The 16321-nt window shown below is 61.4% G+C and carries 14 protein-coding genes and 1 pseudogene; 6 read left to right on the forward strand and 9 right to left on the reverse strand.

What is annotated here, in order from left to right; translation table 11 throughout:
- Positions 1 to 513 precede the first annotated feature (513 nt).
- On the reverse strand, positions 514 to 825 hold the full coding sequence (locus WN982_RS27090) for a DUF4148 domain-containing protein (RefSeq protein WP_341318674.1): 312 nt from the start codon (positions 823 to 825) through the stop codon (positions 514 to 516).
- 203 nt (positions 826 to 1028) lie between these two features.
- On the reverse strand, positions 1029 to 2033 hold the full coding sequence (locus WN982_RS27095; RefSeq protein ID WP_341318675.1) for a LysR family transcriptional regulator: 1005 nt from the start codon (positions 2031 to 2033) through the stop codon (positions 1029 to 1031).
- A 173-nt stretch (positions 2034 to 2206) separates the two neighbouring features.
- Here WN982_RS27095 and WN982_RS27100 point away from each other — a divergent pair, with 173 nt between their 5' ends.
- From WN982_RS27100 to WN982_RS27125, 6 genes are all read left to right on the forward strand, one after another.
- Complete coding sequence (locus WN982_RS27100) at positions 2207 to 3061, forward strand: alpha/beta hydrolase (protein ID WP_341318676.1); 855 nt, start codon at positions 2207 to 2209, stop codon at positions 3059 to 3061.
- Between the two features lie 34 nt (positions 3062 to 3095).
- Entirely contained in the window at positions 3096 to 4304 is a 1209-nt protein-coding gene (locus WN982_RS27105) for an efflux RND transporter periplasmic adaptor subunit (protein WP_341318677.1), read from the forward strand.
- 66 nt (positions 4305 to 4370) lie between these two features.
- Positions 4371 to 7556, forward strand: a complete 3186-nt coding sequence (locus WN982_RS27110) for an efflux RND transporter permease subunit (RefSeq protein ID WP_341318678.1) — start codon at positions 4371 to 4373, stop codon at positions 7554 to 7556.
- A 13-nt stretch (positions 7557 to 7569) separates the two neighbouring features.
- Entirely contained in the window at positions 7570 to 9114 is a 1545-nt protein-coding gene (locus tag WN982_RS27115) for an efflux transporter outer membrane subunit (RefSeq protein ID WP_341318679.1), read from the forward strand.
- Between the two features lie 236 nt (positions 9115 to 9350).
- Positions 9351 to 10553 (forward strand): acyl-CoA dehydrogenase family protein, encoded by a 1203-nt coding sequence (locus WN982_RS27120; RefSeq protein WP_341318680.1) that lies wholly within the window; start codon positions 9351 to 9353, stop codon positions 10551 to 10553.
- Positions 10554 to 10613: 60 nt separating this feature from the next.
- Positions 10614 to 11942 carry an Nramp family divalent metal transporter gene (locus WN982_RS27125; RefSeq protein WP_341318681.1) on the forward strand — a complete coding sequence of 443 codons (1329 nt, stop codon included), beginning with the start codon at positions 10614 to 10616 and terminating at the stop codon, positions 11940 to 11942.
- 130 nt (positions 11943 to 12072) lie between these two features.
- Here WN982_RS27125 and flhC read toward each other — a convergent pair whose 3' ends face one another.
- From flhC to WN982_RS27160, 7 genes and pseudogenes are all read right to left on the reverse strand, one after another.
- Positions 12073 to 12642: a flagellar transcriptional regulator FlhC gene (flhC, locus tag WN982_RS27130; RefSeq protein ID WP_341318682.1), complete on the reverse strand. Its 570-nt coding sequence runs from the start codon at positions 12640 to 12642 to the stop codon at positions 12073 to 12075.
- Between the two features lie 15 nt (positions 12643 to 12657).
- Entirely contained in the window at positions 12658 to 12978 is a 321-nt protein-coding gene (gene flhD / locus WN982_RS27135; protein ID WP_341318683.1) for a flagellar transcriptional regulator FlhD, read from the reverse strand.
- Between the two features lie 520 nt (positions 12979 to 13498).
- Positions 13499 to 13825, reverse strand: a pseudogene (locus tag WN982_RS27140) (YeeE/YedE thiosulfate transporter family protein); the annotation flags it as partial.
- Between the two features lie 52 nt (positions 13826 to 13877).
- The gene (locus WN982_RS27145; RefSeq protein WP_341318684.1) at positions 13878 to 14408 is read right to left on the reverse strand and encodes a GNAT family protein; all 531 of its coding nucleotides are present in this window, start codon (positions 14406 to 14408) and stop codon (positions 13878 to 13880) included.
- Between the two features lie 79 nt (positions 14409 to 14487).
- A complete protein-coding gene (locus WN982_RS27150; RefSeq protein ID WP_341318685.1) occupies positions 14488 to 15366 on the reverse strand; it encodes a helix-turn-helix transcriptional regulator in 879 nt (292 codons plus the stop codon).
- Positions 15367 to 15608: 242 nt separating this feature from the next.
- On the reverse strand, positions 15609 to 15911 hold the full coding sequence (locus WN982_RS27155; protein WP_341318686.1) for an addiction module antidote protein: 303 nt from the start codon (positions 15909 to 15911) through the stop codon (positions 15609 to 15611).
- Entirely contained in the window at positions 15908 to 16279 is a 372-nt protein-coding gene (locus WN982_RS27160; RefSeq protein ID WP_341319436.1) for a type II toxin-antitoxin system RelE/ParE family toxin, read from the reverse strand. The genes WN982_RS27155 and WN982_RS27160 overlap by 4 nt, the downstream gene beginning before the upstream one ends.
- Positions 16280 to 16321: the final 42 nt, after the last annotated feature.

Consider the following 16321-nt stretch of genomic DNA (forward strand, 5'->3'; position numbering starts at 1 on the left):
TGAAGTACCGCTACGGCGCGCGCAGCGCCGCCGGAAGGATGACTGCCTTGTCACTAGCGCGGAGTGCGCGAGGGCACGGATTCCAGATGCTCCACTATCCCCTCCAAGCCAGGGGACCCGCTTAAGAGTTAGCGGTGTGAAGCGGGGCTTTCTTTGCTTACTTTCTTTGCGGCGGCAAAGAAAGTAAGTGCCTGCCCCGCACAGGGGCGACGCTAATAGACCACTAAGAAAGCAAGGAAAGGCCAACGCCGCAGGTACCCAGACAAACAGCGCCGAGCAGGCAAAGAAACCAAGGAAAGGCCACCGCCACAGGCACAACAACCAAAGCGCCGCGCAGGCAAAAAAACCAAAAAAACCTATCGTTGAGGCGCCCGATACGGCGTCCAAACCGCCGCATCCGTATCCCAGTGATCAAGCTCGGATGGATTCATAATGAGCTCCTTTATAAAGAGTGCATGCCAGGCACCGCAACGACAATTTCTTTTGGAAACCGAACCATTGCGGCGCTGCCGCTTACTGCCCACGAGCAACGCGAGTAACGTCAGGGCTTGTGCCTTCCTGCAACGCAATACGCGCGGCCTGCGTCTGGCCGATTAACCCTTTGTTTGGATAAGTAGTCCGATTCAACGAAGGCAACGACCCATCGCGATACGCAGCGACCAGTTCCGCTTGCACTTCAGCGCGTGTCTTGCCGCTCGTGCTCGGCGTGGGTTGCGTTTCGTATGTACCAGCGCGGCCAATTCCTCCGCTGCTGCTGCTTTGAGCAAACACCGGCGCACTCGCGACCAGCGAAAGAACAAGACCTGCTATGAGTTGGCGTTTCATGATTCACTCCTGTCGATTCATTCGCAGCACAAGTAGCGCCGCGACAGGGTGAAATGTAGGCTCTGAGCCGATGCGGATAAATCGCACTTTCGCGAAATGAATTGTCGCGTTTTCAGAACAATCGCGGCAACTCAAGCAATCGCGGCATTAGAACCGCGATTGGAATTCACTATTTCAATTACTGTACTTCAAATCAACGCCGATTAAGCCACCCACTCCGTTATCACCGGCGTATCGAGCGTCGGAGCAGACTCGCGTTCTTCAAAAGTACGTTTCGTGCAAGTCGCGTCAAGCGAACCGCGGCCGCTCAACAATGGGCAGCGGTCGAACAACTCTGCAATCCAGTCTACGAAAACACGGACTTTCGGAGACAGATGCCGACTGTGCGGATAGACTGCGGAAATCGGCATCGGTAACGGCTTGTGCTCAGGCAACACCTCGACCAACTGGCCCGAACGCAGATGCGGCAGCACCATGAAGAGCGCCGGCTGAATCAGGCCGAAGCCTTCCAGTCCGCATGTCACGTAGGCATCGGCGTCGTTGACCGACACGATGCTTTTCATCTTCACTTCAATTTCTTTGCCATCAATCATGAAGGCCCAATCGATTGTGCGCCCCGTGCGGCTCGAAAAATAATTGACTGCTTTGTGATTCTCGAGGTCTTCGAGCGAGGTGGGTACGCCCGCACGCTCGATGTAGTCCGGCGACGCGCACGTCACGCCCTCGAACAAACCGATCCGCCGCGCAACCAGCGACGAATCCTGTAGCGCGCCCACTCGCACCACGCAATCAACGCCTTCCTGCAACAGATCGACAGGCCGGTCCGTCAGTCCGAGTTGCAGGTCGATGTCCGGGTAGCGCGTGTGGAATTCACACAGCGAAGGAATCACCAGCAAGCGGCCGATCGATCCCGGCATGTCGATGCGCAGCTTGCCGTGAGGTTTTTTATTGCCGCTCTGAAAACTGGCCTCGGTCTCTTCAACGTCCGCAAGAATGCGCACGCAACGCTCGTAGTACGCCGCGCCGTCGGGCGTGAGCGACAAACGGCGCGTGGTCCGGTGCATCAGACGCGTGCCGAGGAACGATTCGAGATTCTGAATGATGGTGGTGACCGATGCGCGCGGCAGATCGAGCGTTTCCGCTGCACGGGTAAAACTGTTTGTGTCGACGACACGCGTGAACACTTGCATGGCCTGAAGCCGGTCCATTGCAAACCTCCAGAAGGGGCGGGCGTTCTGAGCAAACGAGCGAATCAGCAGAGCAATTGATTCGATTGTTCAGAGACGCCGAATTGTGTTGCCGGATTATAGGCATTTATTTACGAGTCTGCCGAACCCACAATTCGCACCATTGAAGTTCTATGCGCATTGCGCGGCTCGACATGGATGCATTTAAACCGCCGTACTCTTTTATGCCTGCCGGCAGCGGTCCGGCACAGGCCGACAGCACGGCACTCGACGTCACTGACGTCCAGATCGAAGGACACGCACAGGACATTACGTTGCGTTTGTACCGGCAGCCGCAGAAAACCTCACTGCCGGTACTGCTTTATTTCCACGGCGGCGGTTTTACCAAGGGCTCGATCGATCAGGCCGACTTCGCCGCGCGTTATTTCGCAGAACACTTACCAGCATTGGTGGTGTCGGTCGGTTATTCGCTGGCACCGCAGTTTCCGTTTCCCGCAGCGCCGGAAGACGCGCACCGCGCGGCGCTGTGGGTGCAGACCCGGGCGCGCGCGTTCGGCGGCAACAGCAAGAAGGTCGGCGTGGCGGGCCACGATGCGGGCGGGCAGTTGGCCAACTGCCTCGCTTTCATCGCGCGGGACCGTGGCGACGTGCGGATCGCCGCGCAAGCGCTGTTCGGACCGATGCTCGATCCAAGCCTGACGCGTCTCGGCGACGAGCAGCGCCTGGGCTCGGACATTACCGCGAAAGAATGCGCGGCGTGCTATCGCGCGTATCTGCCGCAAGCGTCGCAACGCATGCATCCGTATGCCGCGCCGCTCGAATCGTCGCGCCTCGCGGGCCTGCCGGCCACGCTGATCGCGACGGCGCAAAACGATGTGCTGCATGTGGAAGCGGAGAAATACGCGAGCAGTCTGATCGACGCCGGCGTGCTGACCCAGGTGGTCCGCTATCCGAGCGTCTCACACGCCGCGTTGGCGGACCATCCGCCTGCGTTGCAGGAGGCCGTGCGATTTTTTCAGTGGCGCTTCGATGCGCGCGCCCATCGATAAACAGAACTTTAACCAACGATACCGGGAGCTTCTCATGACTATCCTTCCTCTTTCCCGTCGCCGTCTGGCGATTGCCGTTCTAGCCGTCGCAGTAGTGGCCGGGGTGGGCACGTTCGGCGCGATCCGCGTGGATGCGAGCTCGCCCGCGGCGCCCACCATCGTGCCGGAAGTCGATGTCGCCACTGTGGTGCAAAAGACCATCACCGACTGGCAGAGCTATTCGGGCCGCCTCGAAGCAGTCGAAAAAGTGGACGTGCGTTCGCAGGTGCCGGGCACGATCGTGTCCGTCAATTTCAAGGACGGCGCGCTCGTGAAGAAGGGCGACACGCTGTTCGTGATCGACCCGCGTCCGTACGCCGCCGAAGTGGATCGCGCCGAAGCACAGCTGGCGGCCGCTCAGGCGCGCACGGGCTACACGCAAAGCGATTGGGAACGCGCGCAACGCCTGATCGCCGACAACGCGATCGCCAAACGCGACTACGACGAGAAGCAGAACGCCGCGCGCGAAGCGAGCGCCAACCTGAAAGCCGCACAAGCCGCCGTCGAAACCGCACGCATCAATCTGGGCTACACGAAGATCGTCGCGCCGGTGGCGGGCCGCGTATCGCGTGCGGAGATCACGGTGGGCAACGTCGTGTCGGCGGGCGCGAGCTCGACGCCGCTGACCACGCTGGTGTCGGTTTCGCCGATCTACGCATCGTTCGACGTCGACGAACAAACCTACCTGCAATACCTGAGCCGCGCGAAAGATGGCGGCAAGGTGCCGGTCGACCTCGGTCTCGCGGATGAAAGCGGCTACTCGCGCAGCGGCACGATCGAATCGGTCGACAACCGGCTCGACACGTCGTCCGGCACCATTCGCGTGCGCGCGCGCTTCGATAACCAGGATGGTGCATTGATTCCGGGTCTGTATGCGCGCGTGAAGGTCGGCGGCAGCGAGCCGCATGCGGCTCTGCTGATCGACGACGCGGCGGTGGGCACCGATCAGGACAAGAAATTCGTGCTGGTGGTCGACAAGAACAACCACGTCGTGTACCGCGAAGTGTCGGTGGGCGGCATGCAGGGCAACCTGCGCGTCGTCAAGGGCGGCTTGCAGGCTAGCGACCGGATCGTGGTGAACGGCATCCAGCGGGTTCGTCCGGGCGATGCGGTACGCGCTCACATGGTGCCGATGGACGCCGATCAGGATCCGAACAGCGCGCCGCTCGCGCAAACGCGTGCGAAGGCGGACAAGAATTCGTGAGCCTCGTGCGCCGCGCTTCGGTTGTGTTTCGGTCGCGCGCGCATGCTCCAACGTTAAGAGCTTCCAATGAACATATCCAAATTCTTCATCGATCGGCCGATCTTTGCCGGCGTGCTATCGGTCTTGATTCTGCTGGGGGGCATCATTTCGCTCTTCAAGCTGCCGATCTCGGAGTACCCGGAAGTCGTGCCGCCTTCGGTGGTGGTGCACGCCCAGTATCCGGGCGCGAATCCGAAAGTGATCGCCGAAGCGGTGGCTTCGCCGCTCGAAGAGCAGATCAACGGCGTCGAGAACATGCTGTACATGCAGTCGCAAGCCAATAGCGACGGCAACCTGACGCTGACGGTCACCTTCAAGCTCGGCACCAATCCGGACCTCGCGACGCAACTGGTGCAGAACCGCGTCAACCAGGCGCTGCCGCGTCTGCCGGAAGACGTGCAGCGCCTCGGCATCACGACCATCAAGAGTTCGCCCACGCTGACGATGGTGGTCCACCTGATCTCGCCGAACAATCGCTACGACATGACGTATCTGCGCAACTACGCGCTGCTCAACGTCAAGGATCGGCTCGCGCGGATTCAGGGTGTAGGCGAAGTGCAACTGTGGGGTTCGGGCGACTACGCGATGCGTGTATGGCTCGATCCGCAGAAAGTGGCGCAACGCGGCTTGACCGCGACCGAAGTGGTCAACGCGATTCGTGAGCAGAACATTCAGGTGGCGGCCGGTGTGATCGGCGCATCGCCTTCGGTGCCGGGCACGCAATTGCAGTTGTCGGTGAACGCGCGTGGCCGTTTGAAGACCGAGGGTGAATTCGGCGACATCATCGTCAAGACCGCGCCGGATGGCGGCGTGACATATCTGCGCGACATCGCGCGTATCGAACTGGCGGCGTCGGAATACGGCCTGCGCTCGCTGCTCGACAACAAACCTGCTGTGGCGCTGGCAATCAACCAGGCGCCTGGCGCGAACTCGCTCGCGATTTCCGATCAGGTGCGTGCCGCGATGAAGGAACTGGCGGAAGACATGCCGGCGGGCGTCGAGTACAAGATCGTTTATGACCCGACGCAGTTCGTGCGCTCGAGTATCGAAGCGGTGATACATACGCTGCTCGAAGCGATCGCGCTGGTGGTGATCGTGGTGATCGTGTTCCTGCAAACGTGGCGTGCGTCGATCATTCCGTTGATCGCTGTGCCGGTGTCGATTGTCGGGACCTTCTCGTTGCTGCTCGCGTTCGGCTTCTCGATCAACGCGTTGTCATTGTTCGGGATGGTGCTCGCGATCGGTATCGTGGTGGACGATGCGATCGTGGTGGTGGAGAACGTCGAGCGGAACATCGAAAACGGGCTCAGTGCGCGTGATGCGACGTATAAAGCCATGCAGGAAGTGAGCGGGCCGATTATCGCTATCGCGCTGACGCTGGTTGCCGTGTTCGTGCCGCTCGCCTTCATGACCGGCTTGACGGGCCAGTTCTACAAGCAGTTCGCCATGACCATCGCGATCTCGACGGTGATCTCTGCATTCAACTCGCTGACCTTGTCGCCGGCTTTGTCCGCGATGCTGCTGCGCAGTCACGGCGCTAAGGAAGACTTCCTGACGCGTGTGATGAATCGTGTGCTCGGCCGCTTCTTCAAGGGCTTCAACAAGGTGTTTCATCGCGGCTCGACGGAATATGGCCGCGGCGTGACGGGCGTGCTACGCCGTAAGGGTGCAATGCTCGCGGTCTACGCGATCCTGCTGGGCGCGACGGTGCTGATTTCGCGCGTCGTGCCGGGCGGCTTCGTGCCGGCGCAGGACAAGGAATACCTGATCGCGTTTGCGCAGTTGCCGAACGGCGCGTCTCTGGATCGCACAGAGAAGGTGATCCGCGATATGAGCGCGATTGCGCTGAAGCAACCGGGCGTGGAAAGCGCGGTGGCGTTCCCGGGTTTGTCGGTGAACGGCTTTACCAATAGTTCGAGCGCGGGCATCGTGTTCGTCACGTTGAAGCCTTTCAAGGATCGTGGCGGCAAGAAGCTCTCGGCAGGCGCGATTGCCGGTGCGTTGAACCAGCAGTACGGCGCGATCAAGGATTCGTTCGTCGCGGTGTTCCCGCCGCCACCCGTGCTGGGTCTCGGTACGTTGGGCGGCTTCAAGCTGCAGTTGGAGGATCACGGCGCGGTCGGCTACGCGGAGTTGAACAAGGCCGCGGAAGCGTTCGTGAAGCGAGCTGCAAAGACACCTGAACTTGGCCCGACCTTCTCCAGCTATCAGATCAACGTGCCGCAATTGAACGTCGACCTGGATCGCGTGAAGGCCAAGCAACTCGGCGTGCCGGTGACAGACGTGTTCAACACGATGCAGATCTATCTCGGCTCGCTGTACGTGAACGACTTCAACCGCTTTGGCCGCGTGTATCAGGTGCGGGTGCAGGCCGATGCGCCGTTCCGTCAACGTGCCGACGACATCTTGCAGCTGAAGACGCGTAACGCCGCGGGCGACATGGTGCCGTTGTCGTCGCTGGTGACGGTGACGCCGACGTATGGCCCGGAAATGGTGGTGCGCTACAACGGCTATACGGCTGCCGACATCAACGGTGGGCCGGCGCCGGGCTTCTCGTCGGGCCAGGCGCAGGCCGCGGCTGAACGCGTGGCAGCCGAAGTCTTGCCGCACGGTGTGAAGCTCGAATGGACCGACCTCACGTATCAGCAGATTATCGCGGGCAATGCTGGCTTGTGGGTGTTCCCGATCAGCGTGCTGCTCGTGTTCCTCGTGCTGGCCGCACTGTATGAAAGCTTGACGTTGCCGCTCGCGGTGATCCTGATCGTGCCGATGAGCGTGCTGTCCGCGCTGACCGGCGTGTGGCTCACGGGAGGGGACAACAACATCTTCACGCAGATCGGTTTGATGGTGCTGGTGGGGCTATCCGCGAAGAACGCGATCCTGATCGTCGAGTTCGCTCGCGAACTCGAGCATGACGGGCATACGCCGCTGTCGGCGGCAATCGAGGCAAGCCGCTTGCGTCTGCGTCCGATTCTGATGACGTCGATCGCTTTCATCATGGGCGTGGTGCCGCTGGTGCTCTCGAGCGGGGCCGGTTCGGAGATGCGTCATGCGATGGGTATCGCTGTGTTCTTCGGCATGCTCGGCGTGACCTTGTTCGGCCTGATGCTGACCCCTGTGTTTTATGTAGTGTTGCGTACGCTGGCCGGCGGGACGATTCATGTCGCGCAGAAAGACGCGCCGCACTATGCGTTGCCGGCGACGGACGCCTGAGGAGAAAACAATAATGAAGCGGTTTGAATCTTTGAGCGGATGGGGCCGGGCGGCAGCCAGCGGTTTGCTGGTGGCGCTGCTCGCGGCCTGCTCCGTGGAGCCTACGTATAAGCGGCCGGAGGTGGATACGCCGGTCGCGTTCAAGGAGACGCCGGTCGCGTCGCCGCAGGACACGGGCACGTGGAAGCCGGCGCAACCCGCCGACGATGCGCATCGCGGCGAATGGTGGACGGTTTTCGGCGATGCAAAGCTCAACGAACTGGAGCAGCAGGCCGCCGCGGCCAACCAGGACTTGAAGGCGGCGGCGGCGCGCGTGCAGCAGGCGCGTGCGGTGACGCAAGCGGCGAAGTCGGACTGGTTCCCGAAGCTCGACGCGGGCTTCGGCCCGACGCGCGAACGGGCATCGGCGGCATCGCAACTCCAGCCGGATAGCGCGGGCGGTACGACGGGCACGATCTGGCGCGCACAGGTCGGGGCGTCGTATGAAGCCGACCTGTTCGGGCGGGTTGGTTCGAACGTGAATGCGTCGCGTGCGGATGAGCAGCAGAGCGAAGCACTGTTCCGTTCGGTGCAACTGTCGCTGCAGGCTGACGTTGCGCAGAACTACTTCCAGTTGCGCGAGCTCGATACGGATCAGGATCTGTACCGCCGTACCGTGGCGCTGCGCGAGGACACACTGAAGCTGGTCGAACGGCGTTTCAAGGAAGGCGATATCGGCGAACTGGATGTGTCGCGAGCCCGCAATGAACTGGCGAGCGCGCGTGCTGACGCGGTGGGCGTGGCGCGTCAGCGGGCTGCCTCCGAGCACAGTCTGGCTATTCTGCTCGGCAAGCCGCCGGCGGATTTCTCGTTCGCGGAAGCGCCGCTCGCGCCGGTGACGGCGCGGGTGCCGGCCGGTTTGCCTTCGGCGCTGCTCGAACGGCGGCCGGATATTTCGGCGGCGGAGCGGGCGATGGCCGCGGCGAACGCGCGGGTCGGCCTGGCGAAGTCGGCGTTCTTCCCGAGGCTCGATATCACCGGCGCTTTCGGCTATGAATCGGCGACGCTCGGCGATCTGTTCAAGTGGTCGAGCCGCGCGTTCATCCTTGGGCCGCTCGCCGGTACCGCGTTGACTTTGCCGCTGTTCGATGGCGGCCGCCGCAAGGCGAATCTCGCGCAAGCTCGCTCGAAGTACGACGAGGATGTCGCGCAGTATCGTCAGCAGGTGCTGGTGGCGTTCCGCGAGGTGGAAGACAACCTGGCCGATCTGCGTCTGCTCGACGATCAGATTCGCGAGCAGAACAACGCGGTGGAGGCATCGCAACGGGCCGCGCATCTGTCGCGCACGCAGTACACGGAAGGCGCGGTCAGCTATCTGGATGTGATCGACGGCGAGCGGCAGGTGCTGATTTCGCAGCTTCAGGCGAGCCATTTGTCGGGCACGCAGGCGGTGTCGACGGTGAATCTGATTCGCGCACTGGGTGGTGGCTGGGGGGGTGTTAACGCGCCTGATGCGGCGGGGGGGGCGGTTGCGCCTGCGTCCGCACCTGCGGCTCTGGAGCAGGTGGCGAAGCGGTAGCGTTGCTTTTAATCGTTAGTTGGCTGGTGATGGACGCCGGGTCGCGCGAAAGCGCGGCCCGGCGTTTTTTATCGTCTGTACCGTGCGGTGCTTCCAAATCATTTTTCCCACTTTCCTTCCAGAAATTCGTTCGTAGACCGCTGGTTTGCCGCCGTCTATCATGATCCGCGCCGCATCTGGAGAGCGGCGCTGACGACTCTCGTGCCGCTCGCCAAACCTCTTTACGTGGAAATTGCATGAACGAAGCTCGCCGTCCCGAGCCGCGGGAAACGTTGCAAACAACCGCTGCACCCGCGGTGCACGATCTCGCCGGCTTGCTCGACGCATTACATGCCAGCGCCGCGCAACGCGATCGCGACGGCGGCCACGCCGCGCAGGAGAAACAATGGATCGCCGACGCGGGTCTGCTGACGCTGGCCGTGCCGCGCGAATTCGGAGGCGCCGGCGCACGCTGGCCCGACATCTACGAAACGATCCGTTCGATTGCGCAGGTCGACAGTGCGCTCGCGCATCTGCTGGGCTTCACCTGCTTGCAGGTGGTCAGCGTCGATGTATGGGGCAATCCTGAACAACGTGCACGCTATCTGAGCGGCACGGTGGAAGGACGCTGGTGGTGGGGCAACGCCGTCAATCCGCTCGACACGCGACTCGTTGCACGTGCAATCAGCGATGGCGGTTATCGTCTCGACGGCCAGAAGGGTTTTTGCTCCGGCACGCGCGGCTCGCAGATGATGACCGTGTCTGCGCACAATCCGGCAACCGGCAAACCGGTCTTCGCCGTCGTACCGACGACGCGCAAGGGCATCACCGTCCATGAAGACTGGAACCCGATCGGTCAGCGGCAGACCGACAGCGGCAGCGTGTCGTTCGCGCAGGTCAAGGTCGAACCGCACGAAGTGCTGGAGCGCGCCGACACGCCATACGCAAGTCTACGCACGCTGATCTCGCAGCAGGTACTGACCAATCTGTTCGTGGGCATCGCTCAGGGCGCGCTCGAAGAGGCGCGCACCTACGTCACGCAGCACGGCAAGCCATGGATCAGTTCCGGCGTCGAGAAAGCCGCCGACGATCCATACCTGATCCAGCGTTTCGGCGAGATGCGTTTGCAAGCGGTCAGCGCGCAAGCGCTGGCAACGCGCGCCGCCTACGCGCTCGAAGACGCATGGCAACAAGGCCCGGCGCTCGCTGCCGAAGCACGCGCGCACGTCGCGCTCGCTACTTCGGAGGCGAAGATTCTCGCGCACCGCGCCGCGCTCGACGTCAGCGAAAAACTGTTCGACGCCTGCGGCGCCCGCTCGACGCACGCGCCGCTCGCGCTCGATCGCTTCTGGCGCAACGCGCGTGTGCACACGCTGCACGATCCGCTCGACTATCGCGTGCGCGATGTCGGCCGCTACGCGCTAAGCGGGACATTGCCGGACGTTTCTTTGTACACTTGAGGCGGTTCGCGGCGGCCCTGCAGGCGCGCCGCGTTTCATCCACCTCAAGAGACCACCGGATTGCAGTTCAAACTACCGACTACCGCAACAGCGCCGTTTTGCCCATCCGAGGTGCAAGGCACGGTCGCCGGCTCGCAAGGCGCACCTTTCTGGAAAAAAATCCTGCAATTCGCAGGACCCGGCCTGCTGATTTCGATCGGCTACATGGACCCCGGCAACTGGGCCACCGATATCGAAGCCGGTTCGCGTTACGGCTACAGCCTGCTGTTCGTCGTCATGCTGTCGAGTCTCGCGGCAATGGCGCTGCAATGCCTGAGCATGCGTCTGGGTATCGCCACCGGGCGAGACCTCGCGGAGTTGTCGCGTACGCGCTATTCGCCTCGCGTCGCGCGTGCCCAGTGGCTGCTCGCGGAGTTGTCGATCGTCGCCTGCGATCTGGCCGAAGTGCTCGGCGGCGCGCTGGCTTTCCATCTGCTGTTCAAATGCTCGCTGACTACCGGCGTGTTGCTGACCGCATTCGATACGCTGATCGTGCTCGGCCTGAAGGGCAAGAATTTCCGCGATCTCGAAGCGATCATGCTCGGGCTGATCGCGACCATCGGCGTCGGTTACATCATCGAGTTGGCGCTGGTGAAACCGCATTGGCCGACGGTCGCGCAAGGGCTGATTCCGTCGTGGCAGGCGCTCAGCGTACGTGAGCCGATGTATCTGGCGATCGGCATTCTCGGCGCGACGGTGATGCCGCATAACCTCTATCTGCATTCATCGATCGTGCAGACACGCGCGGTGAAACGCGATTCAGCCAGCATCAAGTCGGCGATCGGTATGTCGCGCATCGATACGATTGTGTCGCTGGTGATCGCACTCCTGATCAACATGGCGATCCTGATTCTTGCCGGCGCGGCGTTCCATGCGACCGGCCACAACCAGGTCACTGAAATCGAAGACGCGTACAAGCTGCTCGCGCCGATCGTCGGTACCGGTTTCGCGGCGGTGCTGTTCGCGATCACGCTGCTGGCCTCGGGACAGAGCTCGACCTTCACCGGCACGGTGGCTGGGCAGGTCATTATGGAAGGCTTTCTGAAGCTGAAAATCCCCTGCTGGCAGCGGCGCTTCATCACGCGAGCACTGGCCTTGATCCCGGCGCTGATCGGCGTGCAGATGATGGGCAACGGCGCGGTTGGGCAACTGCTGGTGGCAAGTCAGGTCGTGCTGAGCCTGCAACTGCCGTTCGCGCTTTATCCGCTGATCCGCATGACTAGCGATCGTTCGCTGATGGGCGAATTCGCCAACAGGCTGCCGACGCGGCTGCTCGCCTGGGCGCTGTTCGTGGTGATCAGCGCGGCGAATTTGTGGCTGGTGGTGCAGACGGTGGGGTGGGTGGGCTGAGAGTCGAGCCGGCTCGGCGCCGGACGCCGAAAAAGAGAGTGACAAAGCAAAGCGGTCCGCGACAATGGCGGACCTCTTTTTTCAAGCGCTTCGGTTCGAATCAGGCCGGACCAGCCCGCATCGATTCAATTCAGGCTGCTTGCGCGATTTGCGACGCTTCGAGCGCCTCCTGCCGGGCGGCGGCAGCCTTCTTGGTCTTGCCGGCGCGCGATGGCGGCTGGCAGGCGCCGCACACGACATTGTGTTGCAGGTCGTGCTTGTGCGCGACGAACTTGCCAGTGCAACGGCAGCACTTGGTCAATTGCAGGATGTCGGCGTCGAAGAAGCGCACCAGCGTCCACGCACGTGTCAGGTCCAGCACCGGTTCGGTCTCGCTGTGCCGGCAATGTTCCAGATACAGCCGATACCCTTTGGTCAGCGCATCCAGATGCGAGCAACGCGCTTCGTTCTTCAGGAACAGGTACGTGTTGTAAAACAACGATGCGTGGATGTTCGCCAGCCACGTCATATACCAGTCCGCCGAGAACGGCAGCATGCCCTTGGGCGGCGATACACCCTTGACCTCGCGATACAGGCGGATCATGCGGTCGCGCGACAGCGTCAACTCGCTTTCGAGCACTTGCATGCGCGCGCCGAGTTCAATCAGCGCGATGGCACGGAATACTTCTTGTGCGTCTTCCGTCAGGCTACGCTTGAGCATCGCAGTCACCTCGTTTTAAGCAAACTGCTCGGCAGGCTGGCCTGCAAGCAAGATAGCCGTGTGAGTCGGTGCAACTGCCGCATGCTTCGCTGTTTGCGTCAACGCCGACAACATCGAGTGGTCGTTGAAGCGGAAGAAGCATAAAAGCTGATCGGAAGCGGCCAGCTTGACGATCTGCGCGAGCGACAGCCCGGCAAGCAAATCAGCCAGTTCCGATGACAGGCCCAGCCGGAACATCCCGACCGGTTTGTCCTCACGCAACATACGTTGCGCGAGCATGATGTAAGACAAGTTAATCTCGCGGATTGAATCCAGCGTCTCGCTGCTGCGGTCCATTTTTTCTGTTTCCGAAGCCCCGAATTACGATGTCGGCATTTTTTGCCGTTATGTCTTTTCTGCCTCACCGGAAACGATGACCTCCGGCTACATGTCACCACCTGATACAGATCGCGACTTCTTGATACAAGGAGTTACATTTCGTAACAGCTTGGGACGAATTGTATGAAGGGCAAAACAAGAAATCAATCCCTTCTCGAAAAAATATCTCAAAAAAATGCATCAAATTTCGGTAACTATTTCACAGTCCTGTAATAGATGTGGCCGAGTCGCTTTGTGGTCGACGAAGTTTTCATTTGATCCGTTCAAACCCTTGTGTGGTGGGAGCCTGGTCGGATTTCTCAGGAAGCGGAAGAGGCGCGGCTGGGGGGCCGGGAAGTCGCACTTTGGCGAGAAAGGAAATGGAAAGAAATCTCAATAAAAGTAATAAATACCGGTATTTGACATTGCGATGGGGACAAATCAGAGGCGTAACATATTGGTGCGGCCCCAGTTACAAACAGGAGCGTATTTGTAACTTCTAGAAGCCGGTCAGGTGAATTCGCCAGACGGAAAGACCGAAAGTAGGCGGCAGGCGTGTGCCCAGCACGTTGCTGGCGATCGCGGCGACCAGTCAGAGCCTGTCGTACAAGCTGCCTGACACGGCGCCGCAAAAATATGCGCCGATGTTACAACCGCAGGCCAGCCGGGCTCCGCAGTCGGGCATCAGGCCGCCGATTACCGCGGCGATCAGCAAGCGGGCCGGCACTTTCCAGGCCGGCGTGTAACGACCGGCGGGCGTAGCGGCTGTCCTGGCGCTGAGGATGATGCCGGTAGTCGTTACGGAAGTGCCATCGTGTGTAACAGGAGACCGCACAAGAGACCGCAAGACGCGCGGTGGTGCGGACATCGGGTCGGCGTTACATGAAGCGTGCCATCAGATCGGCATCGTGAAACACGCCGTCTATATTCAACGCGGCGACCTCGCAGCCATACTTGCGAAAACCAAGCGATTCATAGAGTCCGCGCGCCGCCTCGTTGCGACTCGTGACCACCAACTGGATTTGTCGCAGACCGTCGATCCTCGACGCCCGCGCCAGCAACTCGTTGAGCAGCGCACGCCCGACGCCGCGGCCCGCGGCTTCCGGCGCAACATACATGCCGACCAAGGCCGCCTTGTGCCGCTCCTTGTCGCGCTGATGGCGCTTCAGCCCGACCACGCCGATCAGCGATGTTTCGGCCGATACATATGCGCCCAGTAAAAAATCGCCTTCGGCAGCGCGCGAGATCTGCAGCATCGCGTCGTGCTGCGCAGCGCCTTTGGCCAGCGCGTCCTCATAGCTCTGCCCGAACGACTCCGGATGCGCCTTCAGACCGCGCAGGCGAAGCTGGAAGTACGCGTCGCGGTCGGCGGGGCCGAGTTGGCGTACCAGTAGGGCGTCGTTGTTCAAGTTCGTCTCCGGTGCAATTCGAATCGGACAGCAGGTTGTACGGGTTCGTGTTCGAGTCTGCCAGGGTTCGTCTATTGCGCTATGGCTTCGCTGTTCCGGCGGCCTGAGTTTCCGCGCGTTGGGTTTCGGCGAACGCGCGCAATGCGGCTGCGGTCTGCTGATCGGCGGGAAAGAACGCCTCGATTGCGAGTTCCGATAGCGTCACGTCGACCGGCGTGCCGAACACGGTGGTTGTGCTGAAGAACGACAGTACCCCGATCGGTGTGCGCAGCTGCAGCGGTACAGCGATCTGGCTGATCGCGGTGTTGTCGTGCCCGGTTGCGTCCGCGTCAGGCGGTGCAGGATAGGCCGCCAGCTCGTCGCGCAGTGCGCTCAGCGCGTCGTCACCGCTTACTTCGATTTGCCGCTGCAGTCGAGCCAGCACGTGCGCGCGCCATGGGTGCCAATTGACGATCGACGCTGCGATGCCGTCCGGATGCAAGCTCAGGCGCAGCGCGTTGACCGGCGGTTTCAGCAACGCCGGGTTCGCTCCGGCCAGCAACGGAGCGAGCGCGTTGTTCGCCGCAATGATGGTCCAGTGGCGGTCGATCGCGAGCGCCGGATACGGCTCGTGCCCCTTGAGCACCAACTCGACCGCCTCGCGGGCGGCGGCGAGCTGCGGGTCCGTCAGCGGACGTTCGCGAAACAGCGGCGCATAACCTGCCGCAACGAGCAATGCATTGCGAGCTCGCAGCGGCACGTCGAGCCGCTCGGCAAGATGCATGACCATTTCCCGGCTCGGCACCGCCCGGCCCGATTCTACGAAGCTCAGATGCCGCGTCGAAATATCGGCTTCGGCGGCGAGTAGCAACTGGCTCATTCTTCGCCGCTGCCGCCATTCGCGCAGCAGATCGCCGACAGTGCGGCTGGCCGTCGGCGCGTTCGACGGAATGGTCTGCGCCAGAGAGAGTGTGTTCATGCTGCCGATGATAGCCAAAGCGCGCTGGCGATCCATTACCTGACAGGTAATGGAATACCCGGCAAAACGGTTGACCTGGTTGATGGCTTCGCTGCCAGGAACCAGAACAAAGGCGCTAGACGTGCATGGTTTCAATATCCCGCCGTGCCTGCTTCGCAAGAAATCAAACGCATGGACCTTTGTGTGCGGTGGCGCATACCGGCGGCCAGCTCAAGCCGGGGCCGAAACATGGCGGGCGCAGATCAGGCAGGCGCCACGCCCTCCGGTACTGCGTTGAGTTTGATGCCGAGCGCGTGCAGCAGTTTGAACACGGTATCCATACGCGGCTTGGAGCCGGGCGCGAGCGTTTTGTAAAGGCTTTCACGTCCGAGTCCGGCGTCGGCCGCGACCTTCGCGATGCCGCGCGCTTTTGCGATGTCGGCAATCGCGGCGAGGAGGAGGTCGGCGTCGCCTTCTTCCAGCGCGGCGTTGAGATACTCGGCGATCATTTCCTCGCTATCGAGGTAGTGCGATGCGTCGAAACGGGCGGTTTTGATCTTGCTCATGACAGTTCCTTTCTGATTGCTGCCCACATTGTTTTGGCGTGCTTGATGTCGGCTGACTGGGTGGACTTATCCCCACCGCAGAGCAGCAGATACACCATGCGCCCCTGGCGCGCGAAATAGATCCGATAGCCGGGACCACAATCGATGCGCATTTCGGACACACCGTCTTCCAGCAGCTTTGCATCGCCGAAATGACCGCGCTCAGCGCGCCGCACCCGGACCAGGATTTTCGCCCGCGCCTTGAGGTCGGCGAGGCGGGCAAGCCAGCGATCGAATTCCTCGGTGCGGTTGATCGTGTACACAGGCGGTGAACCGATCTGCTGATAATTGTATCCATGTAGATACGTTCTTGCAAGTGTAAAAACCATATTTAAAAAAGCGGCTCGTGTCCGCGCTCGTTCAGTTCGTCG

Source organism: Paraburkholderia sp. IMGN_8 (assembly GCF_038050405.1).
GTDB lineage: Bacteria > Pseudomonadota > Gammaproteobacteria > Burkholderiales > Burkholderiaceae > Paraburkholderia.